The 16381-nt window shown below is 61.6% G+C and carries 16 protein-coding genes and 1 pseudogene; 9 read left to right on the top strand and 8 right to left on the bottom strand.

Features of this window, described 5'->3' with window-relative positions; translation table 11 throughout:
* Positions 1–128 precede the first annotated feature (128 nt).
* Positions 129–434 (top strand): annotated as a pseudogene (locus ACV1FX_RS16860) (transposase); the annotation flags it as partial.
* A gap of 273 nt (positions 435–707) precedes the next feature.
* Here ACV1FX_RS16860 and ACV1FX_RS16855 read toward each other — a convergent pair.
* A complete protein-coding gene (locus ACV1FX_RS16855) occupies positions 708–1391 on the bottom strand; it encodes a GntR family transcriptional regulator (RefSeq protein ID WP_473118673.1) in 684 nt (227 codons plus the stop codon).
* A gap of 144 nt (positions 1392–1535) precedes the next feature.
* Here ACV1FX_RS16855 and ACV1FX_RS16850 point away from each other — a divergent pair, with 144 nt between their 5' ends.
* From ACV1FX_RS16850 to ACV1FX_RS16815, 8 genes are all read left to right on the top strand, one after another.
* Positions 1536–2705, top strand: coding sequence for a DSD1 family PLP-dependent enzyme (locus ACV1FX_RS16850; RefSeq protein ID WP_473118672.1), 1170 nt, complete (start codon positions 1536–1538; stop codon positions 2703–2705).
* A gap of 4 nt (positions 2706–2709) precedes the next feature.
* Positions 2710–3096: a RidA family protein gene (locus ACV1FX_RS16845; RefSeq protein ID WP_473118671.1), complete on the top strand. Its 387-nt coding sequence runs from the start codon at positions 2710–2712 to the stop codon at positions 3094–3096.
* A gap of 51 nt (positions 3097–3147) precedes the next feature.
* The gene (locus tag ACV1FX_RS16840) at positions 3148–3840 is read left to right on the top strand and encodes an HAD family hydrolase (RefSeq protein WP_473118670.1); all 693 of its coding nucleotides are present in this window, start codon (positions 3148–3150) and stop codon (positions 3838–3840) included.
* Between the two features lie 24 nt (positions 3841–3864).
* Entirely contained in the window at positions 3865–4734 is an 870-nt protein-coding gene (locus ACV1FX_RS16835) for an amino acid ABC transporter substrate-binding protein (RefSeq protein ID WP_473118669.1), read from the top strand.
* A 53-nt stretch (positions 4735–4787) separates the two neighbouring features.
* The gene (locus ACV1FX_RS16830; protein ID WP_473118668.1) at positions 4788–5495 is read left to right on the top strand and encodes an amino acid ABC transporter permease; all 708 of its coding nucleotides are present in this window, start codon (positions 4788–4790) and stop codon (positions 5493–5495) included.
* 4 nt (positions 5496–5499) lie between these two features.
* Positions 5500–6150: an amino acid ABC transporter permease gene (locus ACV1FX_RS16825; RefSeq protein ID WP_473118667.1), complete on the top strand. Its 651-nt coding sequence runs from the start codon at positions 5500–5502 to the stop codon at positions 6148–6150.
* Positions 6147–6881: an amino acid ABC transporter ATP-binding protein gene (locus ACV1FX_RS16820; protein ID WP_473118666.1), complete on the top strand. Its 735-nt coding sequence runs from the start codon at positions 6147–6149 to the stop codon at positions 6879–6881. The genes ACV1FX_RS16825 and ACV1FX_RS16820 overlap by 4 nt, the downstream gene beginning before the upstream one ends.
* A 104-nt stretch (positions 6882–6985) precedes the next feature.
* Positions 6986–7297, top strand: coding sequence for a hypothetical protein (locus ACV1FX_RS16815; RefSeq protein ID WP_473118665.1), 312 nt, complete (start codon positions 6986–6988; stop codon positions 7295–7297).
* A gap of 723 nt (positions 7298–8020) precedes the next feature.
* On the opposite strand, the gene otnC is transcribed toward ACV1FX_RS16815, so the two are convergent.
* The 7 genes from otnC to ltnD form a co-directional block, all read right to left on the bottom strand.
* Complete coding sequence (gene otnC, locus ACV1FX_RS16810; RefSeq protein ID WP_473118664.1) at positions 8021–8737, bottom strand: 3-oxo-tetronate 4-phosphate decarboxylase; 717 nt, start codon at positions 8735–8737, stop codon at positions 8021–8023.
* 167 nt (positions 8738–8904) lie between these two features.
* The gene (locus tag ACV1FX_RS16805) at positions 8905–9966 is read right to left on the bottom strand and encodes an alpha/beta fold hydrolase (RefSeq protein ID WP_473118663.1); all 1062 of its coding nucleotides are present in this window, start codon (positions 9964–9966) and stop codon (positions 8905–8907) included.
* A 70-nt stretch (positions 9967–10036) separates the two neighbouring features.
* The gene (pyk, locus tag ACV1FX_RS16800; protein WP_473118662.1) at positions 10037–11449 is read right to left on the bottom strand and encodes a pyruvate kinase; all 1413 of its coding nucleotides are present in this window, start codon (positions 11447–11449) and stop codon (positions 10037–10039) included.
* Positions 11450–11467: 18 nt separating this feature from the next.
* Entirely contained in the window at positions 11468–13093 is a 1626-nt protein-coding gene (locus tag ACV1FX_RS16795) for an NADP-dependent glyceraldehyde-3-phosphate dehydrogenase (RefSeq protein ID WP_473118661.1), read from the bottom strand.
* A gap of 177 nt (positions 13094–13270) precedes the next feature.
* Positions 13271–14554: a 3-oxo-tetronate kinase gene (gene otnK / locus ACV1FX_RS16790; protein ID WP_473118660.1), complete on the bottom strand. Its 1284-nt coding sequence runs from the start codon at positions 14552–14554 to the stop codon at positions 13271–13273.
* 1 nt (position 14555) lies between these two features.
* Positions 14556–15332: a 2-oxo-tetronate isomerase gene (gene otnI, locus ACV1FX_RS16785; RefSeq protein WP_473118659.1), complete on the bottom strand. Its 777-nt coding sequence runs from the start codon at positions 15330–15332 to the stop codon at positions 14556–14558.
* 27 nt (positions 15333–15359) lie between these two features.
* Complete coding sequence (ltnD, locus tag ACV1FX_RS16780; protein ID WP_473118658.1) at positions 15360–16277, bottom strand: L-threonate dehydrogenase; 918 nt, start codon at positions 16275–16277, stop codon at positions 15360–15362.
* Positions 16278–16381: the final 104 nt, after the last annotated feature.

The raw sequence follows: 16381 nt of genomic DNA, 5'->3' as shown, positions 1-16381 counted from the left end.
GGTCGAGCGTCCGACCACAGCCACTCCGCGCAGCGAGCGATGCCTGGAGTCCGTCTAGCAGGCTGTTGAAGAAGTCTCTGGCACGGAATTGGACGTGATTCTCTCGATGATTGAATCGGGAGGCCGGCATGCGGGGATCGGACGAGCGGTTTGGATCGCTGTTCAGTTACGTGGACCTTGAAGCGCGGGTTCGCCGGGATCATCCCCTACGGATGATCCGGGAGATCGTGAACGCTGCGCTGGACGAACTTTCGAAGGCATTTGCAGGGCTCTACAAGGACTTTGGCCGGCCCTCGATTGCACCTGAGCGGCTGCTCCGGGCGATGTTGCTGCAGGCCTTCTACGGCATCCGCTCGGAACGACAATTGATGGAGCGGGTGGAGTTCGACCTGTTATTCCGCTGGTTTGTTGGTCTGGGCGTGGACGGTCAGGTGTCGGTGGGTGGCGTCGAACGGATCGCCTGCTCGATCGCACGTGCCTCCCTCAACAGAATTTCGATGACTTCCGGCTCGCGGCGCGGACCAAGCCGCCTGCGAACCGCGGAGGCGGTCATCGCGGCTGCTGCTCGTCCGTCGGGCGCCTTGATCCAGGTGGAAGTCGATTTCGTCCCCTGAACGAGGCCAACCTCGCGCAAATTGTAGCCGCGCCGCCGCGCCACGGTGATTTGGCCCAGAACCGTGGCGGCTAGCGGTTCGGCGAGCGCGAGTCTACGGATGACCCATCTGATCAGTTTCCATTCTTTGCAGATACTGCAGGACGACTTCACCTGAAGTCATGATGTGCTGCTCGATCAACGTCATCAGACCAGTTCGATCCCTTGAGACGCAAAAGTCTAGGATTTCCTGATGTTCGTTCTGAGTGCTGACCGGGAACTTCTGGTCACCCCATGCGAGCCGCCAGTATCGATTAAGATTGTTGCGGGCGCGGCTGATCTGTTCAAGAAAGAACGGCCGGTTAGCGCGCGTGTATATGACTGTGTGGAATTCGGTCGCGATCCGCAACCGCTGCGCCGGATTGCTAGTCCTATCGATCTTCGCCATGAGGAGGCGGGCCTGCTCGATGTCGCGCTCAGTCAGATGATCGATCGCCCAGCCGGCCAGCCGAGGTTCGAGAATGGCGCGGAATTCCATCAATTCACGTGCGACCACGCTCGATAGATCCGAGACGAAGCAACCGCGGTTGTGATGGAGGACGGCAAGGCCCTCCGAGACCAAAGCCTTGAGCGCCTCGCGCACGGGCGTATGGCTGACGCTGAACTCTGCCGCGATCTCATCCTGTTTCAGCGGTGCACCGGGAGGAATCTCTCCACTGCAGATCGCGTCGCGAAGGGCATCAGCAATCATCTCGGTGCTGCCGATCGGTTTGGGTCGCAACGCGCCTCGCAAATTCATCTCCTATGGATCGTGTTTGACATATAATATATAATCGGCTAGAGCCGATTGCAATACCGACGACAACGCGCGCGACCGAGGATTACATATAATATGCAATATGAAGCTTCTAAATCTGTGGCAATTGGGATCGATTGATCGGCCATGTTGTCCGTCGCCCCCTTCTCTCCCATCGAGATCGGTCAAGGGCTTCACGCCCTGGAAACCCCCTGCCTAGTGCTGGACGAATTCCGGCTGATCCGGAACGTCGCGCGGTTGCGGCGCCACCTTGTTAAGCTTGGGGTCAAGCTTCGTCCGCATCTCAAGACCGCAAAGAGCATCGACGTCGCGCGGCGGGTGATGGACGCCCCACAGGGGCCAATCACCGTCTCAACACTGCGGGAAGCCGAATACTTCTTCGGGCACGGCGTTCGCGACCTGCTCTACGCAGTCGGCATCGCCCCCAACAAGCTCGATCATGTCTTCGACCTGCGGCGCCGCGGGGCCAATCTGACGATCGCTCTCGATAATCTGGAAGTTGCGCAACTGGTGGCAGCGAAAAGCGTCGAGCGGCGCGATCCCCTGCCGGTCCTGATCGAGGTCGATACCGACGAACACCGCTCCGGAATAAAGCCGCCTGCCGACATCCTGGTCGCAGTTGGTCGCACTCTTCACGAGGGCGGCGCGGCACTTCGCGGCGTCATGACCCATGCCGGCAGTTCCTACGGCCTGCATGACCAAGCCTCCTTCGCGGCGATGGCCGAACAGGAGCGGTCCGGCATCGTCGCAGCGGCGACTGCGCTCAGAACTGCGGGACTGCCCTGTCCGGAGGTCAGCGTCGGATCCACGCCGACTGCGCATTTTGCCCGCGATCTCACTGGCGTCACCGAGGTCCGCGCCGGGGTTTTCATGTTCTTCGATCTCGTCATGGCCGGCATCGGCGTCTGCGACACAAAGGACATAGCCTTGTCTGTGGCCGCGACGGTGATCGGCCATCAGCAGGACAAAGGCTGGATCATCGTTGACGCCGGCTGGATGGCGATGTCGCGTGATCGTGGCACGGCACGCCTGCCTATCGATCAGGGTTATGGCGTCGTCTGCGATCTTGCGGGCGATCCGATTCCCGATCTGATCATGATCGACGCCAATCAGGAGCACGGCATTCTGGCCATCCGTCCCGGCTCTCAAGGCCCTGCGCCGCGACTTCCAGTTGGTGCGATGGTTCGCATCTTTCCCAACCATGCGTGTGCGACCGCAGCCCAGCATGACCGTTATTACGTCCTCAACCAGAGCCGGACGGTGTCCGCCCTCTGGCCGCGTATTTATGGATGGTGAACTTATGTCTCTGCCGATCAAAGCCATTGCAACCGAGGCCGCCCCGCAAGCCTTTGGCCACTACGCACAGGCAACCGAGGCTGCGGGTGTTGTCTATGTCTCTGGCCAACTCGCGGCCCAAACTGACGGAAGCTCCCTCGCGGACCAGCCTTTCGACATTCAGGCCCGCCAAGCCCTCGCCAACATCATCGCGATCGTCGAGGGCGCAGGTCTCGGCCGCGATCGCATCGCGAAAGTGACTGCCTATCTCGTCGGCGTCGAATATTGGCCGGCGTTCAACGCGATCTATGCGGAGGTTTTAGGCGAGCACCGTCCGGCGCGCGCGGTGGTGCCGGTCCCTGAACTCCATCACGGTTACCTCATCGAACTCGACGCCATCGCTGTGCGGTGAAGCGAGCGCCGGCACTGGCAGGTTCATAAAAACATCATCTGGAATTGAACAATGGATAGCGAACAGCACACGACACGCCTCAGGCCGAAGTTGATGTCGTTTGACGTTTTTGGCACGCTCATCAGCGTCCGTGACAGTTCCTACGGCGCCTTTGCGCGAATTCTTTCCGACGCCGGGGCGCCTCATGTCGACGTCAAGGCGTTCTGGGAACATTGGGAACATCGCAACATTGCCCATTACTGGGACCCCTATCGCTCATACCGCGAGATTTGCGAACTCTCGCTCGCTGAGACGTTTGCGCATTTCGAGATTGGGGGCGACGGCCGCCTCATCGATCGCTACTTCGAGGCCTTCCCGCGCTTTTTTCTCTACGACGACGTCGTTGGCACGCTGGATCAACTGTCGCGCCACGCCAAATTGGCGGTCGTATCCAACATCGATGATGACCTGCTGGCCCTGACGCCATTGAAGCGAAACTTCGATCTGGTCTGCACGGCGCAACGGGCCCGGGGCTACAAGCCGGACGGCACGCTGTTTCGCTACCTGATCGATAACGCAGGCGTCGCGAAAGATGAAATCTTTCACTCGGGCCAATCGCAGTTCACCGACCTCGTTGGCGGCAAGCCGCTCGGATTGACCATCGCCTGGATCAACCGGCGCCAGATCGCGCTCGATCCGTCGGTCCCGCGCCCGGACTTCATTTTCCCGAACATCCAGTCGCTAAGCAGCGTCGTTCACATCTAAGAGCAAAGTCATGAGGAGCGTGTGATGTTCGTCAGAAGGTTTGCCTTATCGTCCGTTATCGTCGCGACTTTCCTGCCGGTGCTGGCAAAGGCGCAGGAAGCCGATAACGCCTTGAAGCGCATTCAGCAGAATAAGACGGTCACCATCGGCTTCCGTGAAAGCGCAAAGCCCTTCGCCTATCTCAACGAGAACAAGCAGGCCAGTGGCTACTCCATCGAAGTCTGCAAGAGGATCGCCCAGGAGGTTGGCCGCAAGCTCAACATTCCCGAGATCCAGGTCAAGTATGTGCCGGTAACGCCGCAAACGCGCATTCCGCTGATCGCCAACGGAACGGTCGATATCGAGTGCGGCACCACCGTCAATTCGCTGGCGCGTCAGGAGCAGGTCGATTTCAGCTATGCGGTCGCGCTCGCCGAGGGGAAACTCCTGGTGAAGAAGACATCGGGCATCCAGGACCTGCCGGACCTCAATGGCAAGATCGTCGCGCTCGCCGCGGGAACGACAGCCGAACGCTATGTGCGTACGGCGCTGGACCGCAACAAGATCAATGTGCGCGTGCTTCAAGTCCGGGACAACGCCGAAGGACTTCTCGCCGTCAACTCGCAGCGGGCCGACGCATTTGTCAACGACGCCGTTTTGCTCGGCGGCGCGCTCCGCACGGCACAGAACAAGGATGACTTCGCCGTTGTCGGCAACCCGCTGTCGTTCGAGCAGGTCGCGTTCATGGTCGGAAAGAACAATTCGGGCCTGCTAACGATCATCAACGGAACGATCGCCCGTATGCTTGCCGGCGGCGACCTGCAAAAGCTCTATGACCAGTGGATCACGCCCTATGGCGTACCGATCGAGGGCGAGGTCGACACCCTGTTCAAGATCGAAGCAATCGCTGAATAAAAGAGTAGCGATCGCGATCCCTTTTTGATCATCGACGGACGAGATCTTGCGTCATGAACTACCAGTGGAACTGGGGTCTTCTGTTTATCGAGCCTTACGCCGGCTGGCTGCTGGCAGGACTAGGCTGGACCGTGGCCCTGTCTCTCACCGGCTGGCTCGTCGCGCTGCTGCTCGGAGCCGTTGTTGGCATCGCACGCACGTCGTCGTCGCGATGGGTCCTGATCGTTTCCGGATTCTATGTCTCCGTGTTTCGCAACATTCCGTTGCTGCTGCAGATGTTCGTGTGGTTCTTCGTGGTGCCGGAACTCCTGCCTGCCAAGCTCGGCCTTTGGTTCAAGCGAGACCTGCCCAATCCGGAGTTCTGGACCGCCGTGCTGGCGCTCGCGTTCTATACGTCAGGCCGTCTCGCCGAACTCTTTCGGGCAGGACTGCAGGCCGTTCCGCGCGGGCAGAGCATGGCCGCCGACGCAACCGGTATGAACCGGACGCAGGCCTTGCGTTACGTCGTCATGCCACAAGCGCTCAGGATCGTCCTGCCGCCCCTCACCTCCGAGTTTTTGTCCATCGTCAAAAACTCGTCGCTGGCCCTGACCATTGGTGTGCTCGAACTGACGGCGCAGAGCCGGCAAATCGAGAATTTCACCTTTCACGGCTTCGAAGCCTTTGGTCCCGCGACTATCTTCTACGTGCTGGTCGCGTTCGTCCTCAATCTGATCATGGTTCGCCTGCAACGGACCCTGGCTTTACCCTTGGCCGCGTAATTCAATGCTCGACTATTCGCTCATTGTCCGAAACGCGAGCTTTCTCTTGGACGGGCTGCTGCTCAGCCTGACCTTGACCCTGATCGGCGTTATCGGCGGCCTCGCCGTCGGTACCGCTTTGGCGCTGGTCAGGCTGTTCGCCGGCCGCACCGGGAATGGTGTGGTCAACGTTTACGTCTTTGTGTTTCGCGCGATCCCGCTCATTCTCGTGATCTTCTGGTTCTACTTCATGGTGCCGTTAATCTTGGGGAGACCGGTTGGCGCTTGGACGTCGGCGACCGTCGCCTTCACTCTGTTCGAAGGCGCCTACTATAGCGAAATCCTGCGAGCTGGCCTGAAGAGTGTTCGCGCGGGCCAAATGAATGCGGCGCTCGCCGGCGGCATGAGCCGGGCGCAGGCCTTGCGTTATGTGGTCTTTCCGCAGGCGTTCGCCGCCATGATCCCGATCTTCCTCACCCAGGCGATCATCCTGTTTCAGGACACGTCGCTGGTCTTTGTCGTCTCGCTGCACGACTTCCTGACCGCGACATCCATCATTGCCAACCGGGACGGGCGGCTGATCGAAGCCTATGCGTTTGCCTGCCTCGTCTATTACTTGATCTGTCTTGCGGCGACGGCCGGCGTCGAAAAGCTGAAAAGGACATTCGCCCGATGATCGAGTTCAAACGCGTCAACAAATATTATGGCGCGCATCACGTGCTTCGCGATGTCACGATGACGGTCTCTCGCGGAGAGGTCGTCGTGGTCTGCGGACCTTCCGGATCCGGCAAGTCGACGCTGATCAAGTGCGTAAACGCACTCGAGCCCTACCAGGATGGCCAAATTCTCGTCGACGGCATCGATGTCGGATGCGCAGCGCGATCGGCCACGCATCTGCGGCGACGGGTTGGCATGGTGTTCCAGAATTTTGAGCTCTATCCGCATCTCAGCGTGATCGACAACATCTGTCTCGCGCAGCGGGTCGTCCTCAAGCGGCAGGTCGAGGAAGCGAGAGAGCGGGCCCGACGTCTGCTCGATCGCGTCGGCCTGAAGGACAAGGAATCTGCATATCCGATGAATCTGTCGGGAGGTCAGCAGCAACGCATCGCGATCGCGCGTGCGCTGGCACTCGATCCCGAGGTCATGCTGTTCGACGAGCCGACGTCGGCGCTCGATCCCGAAATGATCAATGAAGTCCTCGACGTCGTGACGGCGCTCGCAGCCGACGGCATGACCATGATGGTGGTGACACACGAGATGGGATTTGCGCGCCGCGTCGCCAGCCGCGTGGTTTTCATGGACATGGGCGAAGTGGTGGAGGACTGTTCGGCCGACGAATTTTTCGATCACTCGCAGTCCCGCTCAGATCGAGCGCGGCTATTCCTCGACAAGATATTACATCACTGAAGATTTCTTATCGTCTCCGGGCAAGGGCTCGATGAACAATATCGCGAATGCAAGGTGCTACCTCAACGGTCCTTAGGTCGCCTCTCAATCACAAAGATCGGCGAATGTCGGTATCGACGAATGCATTCCCCCGACTTGAACCTACACGCAAGTCGTCCGCAGCAGCCGTTGCGGAGGCGGCCAAACGCAATCACACTGACCCGCTCCCAGGGAACATCGGTCTTTCAGTCGACGTGCGCGGTGAGGAAATTTTCTTGACGGGTATGGAGACACTCAGTTCGCCGAGTTCCTTCGCCGGTTCAGCGTTTGAAGGTCAGAAATTCTGCGTCGATCCAGGGCGGGAGTTCAACTTCGTCCATCTGGTGGGCGGATATCCGCAACTGTTCAACTCTCGAAAACGGTCTCAGCGAATTTAGGACCTCATTGTGTCGTCCGTTCTGGATTGATCTTAACTTCGGAAGATCGAGCAACCGCCGATGGCGCAGTCGCTCGCTCGAACTCGGACTGCGCGGAGTTTCTAATAAGCGCAGGATTTCGGGCCCCGAGACCGCGAGGAAAGGACATGGTGCAGGAGGAGCCACTGTCCTCGGCCGACCCTCAATCGACACGTTACGAAACGTTGGCGATTATGAATGGCTGATTAGGGGTACGACCACCCGCATCGTTTCCCTCCTTTGCCGTCGCATTTCGGGCCGTAGCTCAAATTGTGGGTTTTGGTTGAATGACGTCGAAAACACCTTATTTTTCAAGGGGGATTGACTAACACTCTCTCCGCCATTTGCACGATTGTGTGCGACAAACTACGATCCTCTGCGATCTTGCACACCCGGATGATAGCGCTCCGGCGTCAACGAGAGCAAACATCGCTCGAAAGGCTCGCCGCTAGATCGCTGCTGCACCTGGACCAGAGCACTGGAAGCCATTTCCAGCAGACGTGGTATCTAGATCGAAGGAAAAGCCCCATTCAGGTCGGTCCGGGACGATGGCGCGGCCCTCGTCGTTCAGTTCGATCCGTTCAGCATAGAGCGGCTCAAGCCAGTGGAGGTGCTCCAAGGGAGGTGCTCCAGGATATACGCGTTGGGCGCGGCTGCGAGCAGGGCGAGGCTCATCTCGCTGAACAGGTGCGAGGACCCTTAGGATCAATGTCCGCCTCGACAGCCCGGGTGCAGGCATGGCGAATCGGCGTCGGCATCCGAGCAGATGAAGCGATCGATCGGAAGATCGTTGGTGAAGGTTCGGGCTATGTCCTCGACCTGCGCACGCTTGAGATAGCGTGGCTGGCGATCCCGCAGCAACATATAGAGCTTGGCGCTCTCCTCGAGTTCCTCGCAGCTGAATACCGCGGCTTCGAGACTGTCGGCGGCGACCACGGGTCCGTGATTGGCAAGGAGAACCGACGAGTATTTCCCCCCGAGCGCGCGGATTGCCGCCGCGACCGCCGGATCGCCAGGCCTGAAATAAGGAAGCAAGGCCGTCGCGCCGCACCGCATCAGCTGATAGGGCGTCAGCGCTGGAAGCGCCGCTTCCGGATCGATCTCGGGCAGCATCGACAGTGCAACACAATGCGTCGAGTGGAGGTGCACGATGGCGTTGGTCGTGCGCCGGGTTTCGTAGACCGCGTTATGCAGGGGAATTTCCTTGGTCGGGGGATCCCCAGAAACGAGCCGGCCCCGGGCATCGATGCGTGAGAGCCGCGCTGGATCGAGAAACCCCATTGATGCGTTGGTCGGCGTTGCAATCCAGCCGCCATCATCAAGCCTCACCGATATATTGCCCGACGAACCCGGCGTCAGGCCGCGCTCAAACAACGACCGCGCGAGTCTGCAAACATGTTCTCGAATCCTGGATTCAATCATGATCGGGTTGTTCCGTTGGCCTGGCGGACAAGATCAAACAATGCCCGCCCGTGACATGGTGTCGTTTCTACTGTCAGAGTTATGACGTGGCGAGCCGTCGACGCTGCGTCCACTGCCCAACGTCGCCAGCACGCAGAACGGCGACATCTCGATCCCGTGCGTCGCTCTCACATCGTCCGCTGCGGTGCCGTCTGCAACAATTGCCGGAGTTCCTCCGTGTAGAACTTTGCGTTGCCGGTGGTGCCGTGGCCGCGCGTCTCCGTGCTCGCGGGGATCAGGTACAGGCGGCCATTCTTGACCCGCTTTATCGCCGCGTCCGTAACGCCCGTCTCCGGCGGATTTCGCTCATCGTCGGCAGCGTTGATCAGCAGCAGCGGCGCCTCGATCCGCTCCAACCGCTCCGAGGCGTTGTAGTCGTGCGAAGACTCCCACTGCCAGATGAAGTCATTGGCATCCGCGGTCGTCGACGTCGCCAGCCGCTCGTCGACCATCTTGTCGGCCTTTGCTGCGGTCGGCGCCTGCGCCTGATAGGCGAGCGCCCCGCCGATGCTCGCGATGCCGTAGGCAACGACGGCGTATTTCATCATGCGCGGCTGGCTCTTGTAGTTCCCGCCATTGTAGTCGGGATCGCTGCGGATGGTGTCGAGCATGATCCGGCGCATCATCCAGTTGCGTGATGCCATCTCGGTCGGCTGCGAGGCCATCGGCACCAGCGCGTCCATGCTTTGCGGATACTTCTCGCCCCACAGCCAGGTCTGCATGCCGCCCATGGAATTGCCGATCACGAGGCGCAAGTGCTTCACGCCAAGGCCTTCGGTCACGAGTCGGTACTGCGCGTCGATCATGTCATCGTAGTTGTATTTCGGAAAGCTGGTCTTCATTCCGTCGGACGGTTTTGACGATTTGCCGTGGCCGACCGCATCCGGAATGATGATGTAATATTTGGATGCATCGAGCGGCTGTCCGGCGCCGAACAATTCGCCCGCGAAGGCGGGCGTCAGCATGCCGGCGGCGGATTGGCCGGTCCCGTGCAGCACCAGTACCGGCTGACCGGTCGGCTCGCCGATCGTGGTGTAGTGCAGCTTTAGCTCGGCCAAGGTCTCGCCAGTGTGAAACCTGAAATCCTTCGCGATCCAGTCGCCCTGCTTCGGGGCTGGATAGTCGGCGGCCATCGCCGGCATCGACATGGACAGCAGGGCAGCCGACAGCACCGCGCACGAAGCTTTCATGATTCTCTTTCTCCTTTGAGGCTACTTTCTTCGGGCCGCTTCGCGAGCGATCCCCGGAACAGCCGGCGTCTCAGCACACGACCACACGAAGATTGTTGGTTGCGCCGACCTGTCCAAACGGCACGCCGGAGACGACCACCGCCAGTTCCCCCGGCTCCGCGTAGCCCTCGTTGCGTGCCGCGCTCGCGGCCATCTCGGTCATCTCTTCATAGCTCGAAGGCTCATCGGAAATGACGCTGTGCACACCCCACAGCAGCCCCATGCGCCTCGCCGCCTTCTGGTCGTAGGTGAGAGCGAGAACCGGAACCGGCGGACGCCTGCGCGCGATACGCGCGGCCGTCGTGCCGCTTGCGGTGAACCCGATCACCACCTTGGCCTCGATCGTCGCCGCGAGGTCGGCACCCGCAGCGGCGACCGCGTGTGGCGGCGTAATATCTTCATCGGGATGCGTCGCGTCGATGAGAGAGCGGTAGAGACGGTGGCGCTCGGTGCTCTTGATGATCTTGTCCATCATGGCGACCGCTTCGATCGGGTAGGAGCCGCTCGCCGATTCCGCCGACAGCATGACTGCGTCGGCACCGTCATAGATGGCGGTTGCGACGTCGGAGGCTTCCGCGCGCGTCGGCGTCGGCGCAGCAACCATCGAATCCAGCATTTGCGTCGCGACGATGACCGGCTTGGCGGCCAGGCGGCAGGCGCGCACCAGCTCCTTTTGGCGGCCGGGCACGTCCTCATGCGGAATCTCGACGCCGAGATCACCGCGCGCGACCATGATGCCGTCCGACAGGGCGATGATCTCGTCGATGCGCTCCAGCGCCATCGGCTTCTCGATCTTGGTGATGAGCCGCGTGCTATCGCCGATCAGGCCGCGGGCCTCGATCACGTCGGAAGGCCTCTGGACGAACGAGAGCGCGACCCAATCCACGCCGAGCTCGAGGCCGAACGCGAGGTCGGCGCGGTCCTTCTTCGTCAAGGGCGACATGTCGAGCGTGGTGCCCGGAAGATTGACGCCCTTGCGGTTGGAGATGATGCCGCCGACCAGGACATCGGCGCTGATTTCGCCGTCGCCGAGGCTCTCCACGCGCAAGCGCACCCGGCCGTCGTCGATCAGCAATTCATGCCCCGGACGAACGGCGGCGAAGATCTCGGGATGCGGCAGCGGGATCGATTGCCGGCCGCCGCCGATGTCCTTGAGCACAAGGCGAACCATCTCACCGACGTCGAGTGCAAGCTTCTGCTCTTCGAGCACGCCGAGGCGTATCTTGGGGCCCTGTAGATCCTGCAGCACGCCGATCGGCCGGCCGAACTCGCGCTCAAGCGCGCGGATCGATGCGAAGACCTTCGCGTGATCCTCATGCGTGCCGTGGCTGAAGTTCAGCCGGAAGGTATCGACGCCCGACAGATAGAGCGCGCGTATCCTGTCGGGCGCGGCCGTGGCGGGACCGACGGTTGCCACGATCTTGGCAAGGCGGGAACGGCGCATGAAACAACCTTCGTGAGATTAGAGGATGAAACCGGTATGGATGAAGTTCGAGGTATGACCATCGACGATGGCATTCAGGATGTCCCGCGCCGGCTGCGTATGCTTCGCGGCGACCATCGATCGGATCGAGAACGAGCGCAGCGCGTCCGTCACCGACAGCGTTCCCTCGGCGGAATCCTTTCGGCCCGTGAACGGAAATACGTCCGGGCCTCGCTGGCACTGGCAGTTGATATTCACGCGGCAGACCTGGTTGACCAGGGAGTCCGCCATGCGGCCGATCATCTCGGGATCGCGGGCGAACAGGCTGACCTGCTGGCCGTGCTCGGAGGTCACGACATAGTCGAGCGCGGTCTCGACATCCTCGAAGTCGACGATGGGAACGAGCGGACCGAACTGCTCCTCGCGGTAGAGCCGCATCTCGGGCGTCACCGGATAGACGGCGGCCGGATAGAACAGTGTGCCAACCGTAGTGCCCCCGCCGGCATTGAGCACACGTGCGCCCTTGGCGATGGCATCGTTCAACAGCGCGCTCATCTGCCCGGCCTTTGCGGGGGTCGGCAGCGGCGTCAAGGTTGCGCCGGGAGCCCAGGGCATGCCGATCTTCAGTTCGCCCAGCAGTTTCACGAACTCCGTCATGAAGGCGTCCTTGATCGTGCGATGCACGAGCAGGATCTTCAGCGCGGTGCAACGCTGGCCGTTGAACGACAGCGCGCCCGCCAGGCATTCGCGTGCGGCAAGTGCAATGTCGGCGTCGGGCATCACGATCGCCGCGTTCTTCGCGTCCAGCCCGAGAATGGCGCGCAACCTGTTGGTCTTCGGGTGGACCTTCTTGAGGTGATCGGCGACCCGGCTGGAGCCGATCAGCGTCAGTACATTGACCTTGCCGGTCTCGAGCAGGGCCGGAACGATCGTGGCGCCGTCGCCATAGGCGAAGTTCAGGACGCCCGGCGGAAAGGCCTCGCGGAAAGCCTCCAGCAAGGGAGCGAACAGCAAGACGCCGTTGCGCGGCGGCTTGAATACCACGGCGTTGCCCATGATCAGCGCGGGAATCAGCGTCGCGAAGGTTTCGTTGAGAGGATAGTTGTAGGGTCCAAGGCAAAGCACGACGCCCAGCGGCGTGCGCCGGATCAAGCCGATGGTCCCTTCAACGATGTCGAAGCGCGAATTGGCATTGTCGAGATCGCGCAGGGCCTCGATGGTCTGCCGGATATAGTCGACCGTGCGGTCGAACTCCTTCTCGGAATCGCCTAGCGTCTTGCCGATCTCCCACATGATGAGCCGCGAGACCTCGGCCCGGCGTGCGTTCATGCCGGTGAGGAATTTCTGCATCGCCGCAATGCGGTCGGCGACGCGCATCGTCGGCCAGACACCGCGTCCGCCGCCATACGCCGCCACCGCGGCATCGAGCGCCGCCATCGCGGTGTCGACATCGCCATGGGGGTGGCTCCCCAGCCGCACCTGGTTCAACTGGCCTTCGCCGTCGCGAACCATTACCGCCGAGCGTACGTCCTTGGTTGGCCCGGTCCAATCGCGCAGTTCGCCATTGATCAGGACGCGGCGCTGTTCGATCGGCGTAACACCGAACTTGGCGAGGTCCGCGTCATCAGTGGTTGGAAACAGTGAGACGAGATCATGATCGGTCATGGCATGTTACCTCGAAGGAGAGATCATCCGACAGTGCTCGGGGCACACGCCGGCAAGTCATTTCGGTCATCATCAGGTTGACGTGCACTCGCCATGAACGCGACGCATGGGCGAGCCGTGCACGCGAGAAAAGCAGGCGGAGTGGGGACGATGATTTCGAACGCACGACATGCGGCCTTAGACCATCATGGCGATGGCTTTCTCAAAGAAGTCCGGCCCGCCAAAGTTTCCCGACTTCAGCGCAAGACGCATCTCGGTGCCGTTCCATCCTGTGGTTCGCAGGATAGGAACGCCGGCAGCGATCTCTTCCTCCACAAGAAAAGCGGGGATGCCGAGTCGATCAACCGCGGCACCAGACGTCTCGCCGCCGGCGACAACGAGCCGTCGGACCCCCTTCTCGACGAGACCCGCGGCGATCGATGCCGTTGCGTGCTCGATGGCGTGTCCCGCCTGCTCGCGGCCATGGCTGGCCTGGACGCGCGCAACGTCTTCCGGCGGCGCGCTGGATGCAATCAGCACCGGACCATTGGCAATGCGTTCGACGGCCCAGGCGATGCTGTCGGCCACCACCTTGTCGACATCGCCCGAGAGCAGTCGCGCCGCATCCAGCCGGTAGACCGGCATGACCTTTTCGGCGCGTGCGATCTGTTCGAGTGTGGCGCGCGAGCAGCTTCCGGCGACCGCTGCGGTCAGGCCGCCCACCTTGATCTCGACATTGCGCGCGACCTTCGCCGCCTTCACCTTGCCAGTCTGCCGGGCGGCATGCGCTAGGCCGAGGCCGAGCCCGGAGGCGCCGGTCGAAACGGCGCGTGCGAACGCGGCTTCGCCGAGTGTGTGCAGATCGCGCTCGAACACGGCGTCGGCGATGCAGGATGCGACGCCGGCCGCTTCCAGTTCGGCAAGACGCGCGGCGACGGCATCCCGGCCGCGCGAAACGACGTCGAGATCGAGCAGGCCGACCTTGTCCTTCGACTGCCGTGCGAGCACGCGGACGAGGTTCGAATCGCGCATCGGATTGAGCGGGTGATCCTTCAGCGGGCTCTCGTGCAAGGGGATGTCGCCGACGAACAGATGGCCGCGATAGACGGTGCGGCCGGTCTCCGGGAATGCCGGCGTCACCAGCGAAATGCCGCCGCCGTGGTCGGCACGCAGCGCGTCCGTCACGGGGCCGATATTGCCTGCGTCGGTGGAATCGAAGGTCGAGCAGATCTTGTACATGACATGGCTCGCTCCGCGCGAGCGCAGCCAGCGGTCGGCCTCGCGCGCAGCGGTGACGGCACTTGCCGCTTCGACCGAGCGGATCTTCAGCGACACCACGACGGCGTCGGTATCGGGCAGCACGAGATCATCGCGCGGGATGCCAATGGTCTGAACGGTCCGCAGTCCGCTCTTGGCAAAGGTGTTGGCGAGATCGGAGGCGCCCGTGTAGTCGTCCGCGATGGCGCCGAGCATGATCGGCATGTCAGCTTCTCCTGTAGCGCTCGAACCAGCCAAGACCGTCACGGGTGTGACCGCGCGGATTGTACTCGCAGCCGATGAAGCCCTCGTAACGGAGCTCCTCGAGCAGGTTGAAGATATAGGGATAGCTCAGTTCCTCACCGTCAGGCTCATGTCGTGACGGAACCGACGCGACCTGGACATGGCCCGTGATCGACGCGAATTTTCGTAAGCCCATGACAACGTCGCCATGGATGATCTGACGATGGTAGATGTCGAACTGGAGCCGCACATTCGATGCGCCGACACCGGCAATGATCTCCGCTGTCTTGTCGAAATCTCCGAGGAAATAGCCCGGCATGTTGCGTGCGTTGATCGGTTCGAGCAGCAGATCTATGTTCCTTCCGCCAAGCCGTTCCGCGGCATGGCTCACCGAGCGGTAATAGGCTTCCTGCGCCGCCGCGTTGGAGCTGTCGGCAAGCCCCGCCATCAGATGAATGCGGCGCACGCCGGTTGCCTCGGCATAGACGAGCGCCAGATCGACGCCCTTGCGGACATCGTCGAAACGGTCGGGCAGGGCTGCCATGCCGCGCTCGCCTGCGGCCCAGTCTCCCGGCGGCATATTGAACAAGGCCTGTGTCAGGCCGTGGCGTTGCAAGCGCTCGCCGATCGCCTCAGGCGGATGCTCGTAGGGAAAAAGATATTCGACAGCTGAGAACCCCGCGTCGGCGGCGGCCGCAAAGCGGTCGAGAAACGGCAACTCGGTGAACATCATCGAGAGATTGGCGGCAAATTTCGGCATTGCGTTCCTCTCACGCTCGTAGGCGTCTCAATTCTTCTTTTCGGGAAGCTTGGCTCCCGAAAGTTGCGCATAGATTCTCGCTACCGAGGAATCGTCGTCGCGCCCCATGCCGGCACCGGCGGCCGCCAGATACATCTGCAGCGCGGCAGCTGCGACCGGGGCGGGATAGCGCTCGGACCGCGCCATGTCCTGGATGATGCCGAGATCCTTGACGAAGATCTCCACTGAGCTCAGCGGCGAATAATCGCCGGAGAGCACGTGAGGCATGCGGTTCTCGAACATCCAGGAATTGCCGGCGGATGCAGTGATGACCTCGTAGACTTTCGGCAGATCCAATCCCTGCTTGGCGGCAAGCGCCATCGCCTCGCAGGCCGCGGCGATATGCACACCGGCGAGCAGTTGATTGATCATTTTGAATCCCGCACCGATGCCGGCCGCATCGCCGAGCTCGTAGAGCTTGGCCGACATGGCGTCGAGCGCGTCGCGGGCGCCATCGAAGGCGGCCCTGCTGCCCGATGCCATAATGGTCAATTCGCCCTGGGCTGCGCGCGCCGCGCCGCCCGAAATCGGCGCATCGAGATAGTGCCGGCCGGTTTCCTCCAGCCGCGCGGCGAGCTTGCGCACGACGGCCGGATCCGTCGTCGCGGAACTGATGAAGACGCTGCCTTTCGGCATTGTCTCGGCAACGCCGAATGCTCCGAAGAGCACCTGCTCGGTCTGCGCGGCATTGACCACGACGCAAACGACGATTTGTGCATCACGTGCGGCCTCTGCCGGGCTCTTGGCAGCCTGTCCGCCGTCCTTCACCAATCGGTCGAGATTGGCCGCGACGACGTCGTAGCCGACGACCGCAAAGCCTTTGCGAAGCAGGGAGGCGGCCATTCCGTAGCCCATCGAGCCAAGGCCGATGACGGCGGCCGTCTTGGTTTCAGAAGATCGTGTCATACTTATTTCCTCTTGCTTGGAGATCGGCGGGCCGGCCCTCGGCCCCGCGATCTGTTCCTCTCCGCGCAAGAGCGATGCGCGATCGCTCTTGCAGTCTTGTGGGA

The organism is Bradyrhizobium ingae (assembly GCF_055791185.1).
Note: the sequence above shows the minus strand (reverse complement) of the source record. Positions and strands in the feature narration are given on the sequence as shown.

Coding starts and splice junctions, on each gene's coding strand:
- ACV1FX_RS16825 (WP_473118667.1), top strand. CDS start 5,500: ATGCTCGACTATTCGCTCATTGTCCGAAACGCGAGCTTTCTCTTGGAC.
- ACV1FX_RS16840 (WP_473118670.1), top strand. CDS start 3,148: ATGGATAGCGAACAGCACACGACACGCCTCAGGCCGAAGTTGATGTCG.
- ACV1FX_RS16835 (WP_473118669.1), top strand. CDS start 3,865: ATGTTCGTCAGAAGGTTTGCCTTATCGTCCGTTATCGTCGCGACTTTC.
- ACV1FX_RS16855 (WP_473118673.1), bottom strand. CDS start 1,391: ATGAATTTGCGAGGCGCGTTGCGACCCAAACCGATCGGCAGCACCGAG.
- ACV1FX_RS16850 (WP_473118672.1), top strand. CDS start 1,536: ATGTTGTCCGTCGCCCCCTTCTCTCCCATCGAGATCGGTCAAGGGCTT.
- ltnD (WP_473118658.1), bottom strand. CDS start 16,277: ATGACACGATCTTCTGAAACCAAGACGGCCGCCGTCATCGGCCTTGGC.
- ACV1FX_RS16805 (WP_473118663.1), bottom strand. CDS start 9,966: ATGAAAGCTTCGTGCGCGGTGCTGTCGGCTGCCCTGCTGTCCATGTCG.
- pyk (WP_473118662.1), bottom strand. CDS start 11,449: ATGCGCCGTTCCCGCCTTGCCAAGATCGTGGCAACCGTCGGTCCCGCC.
- ACV1FX_RS16830 (WP_473118668.1), top strand. CDS start 4,788: ATGAACTACCAGTGGAACTGGGGTCTTCTGTTTATCGAGCCTTACGCC.
- otnI (WP_473118659.1), bottom strand. CDS start 15,332: ATGCCGAAATTTGCCGCCAATCTCTCGATGATGTTCACCGAGTTGCCG.
- ACV1FX_RS16820 (WP_473118666.1), top strand. CDS start 6,147: ATGATCGAGTTCAAACGCGTCAACAAATATTATGGCGCGCATCACGTG.
- otnC (WP_473118664.1), bottom strand. CDS start 8,737: ATGATTGAATCCAGGATTCGAGAACATGTTTGCAGACTCGCGCGGTCG.
- otnK (WP_473118660.1), bottom strand. CDS start 14,554: ATGCCGATCATGCTCGGCGCCATCGCGGACGACTACACGGGCGCCTCC.
- ACV1FX_RS16845 (WP_473118671.1), top strand. CDS start 2,710: ATGTCTCTGCCGATCAAAGCCATTGCAACCGAGGCCGCCCCGCAAGCC.
- ACV1FX_RS16795 (WP_473118661.1), bottom strand. CDS start 13,093: ATGACCGATCATGATCTCGTCTCACTGTTTCCAACCACTGATGACGCG.
- ACV1FX_RS16815 (WP_473118665.1), top strand. CDS start 6,986: ATGTCGGTATCGACGAATGCATTCCCCCGACTTGAACCTACACGCAAG.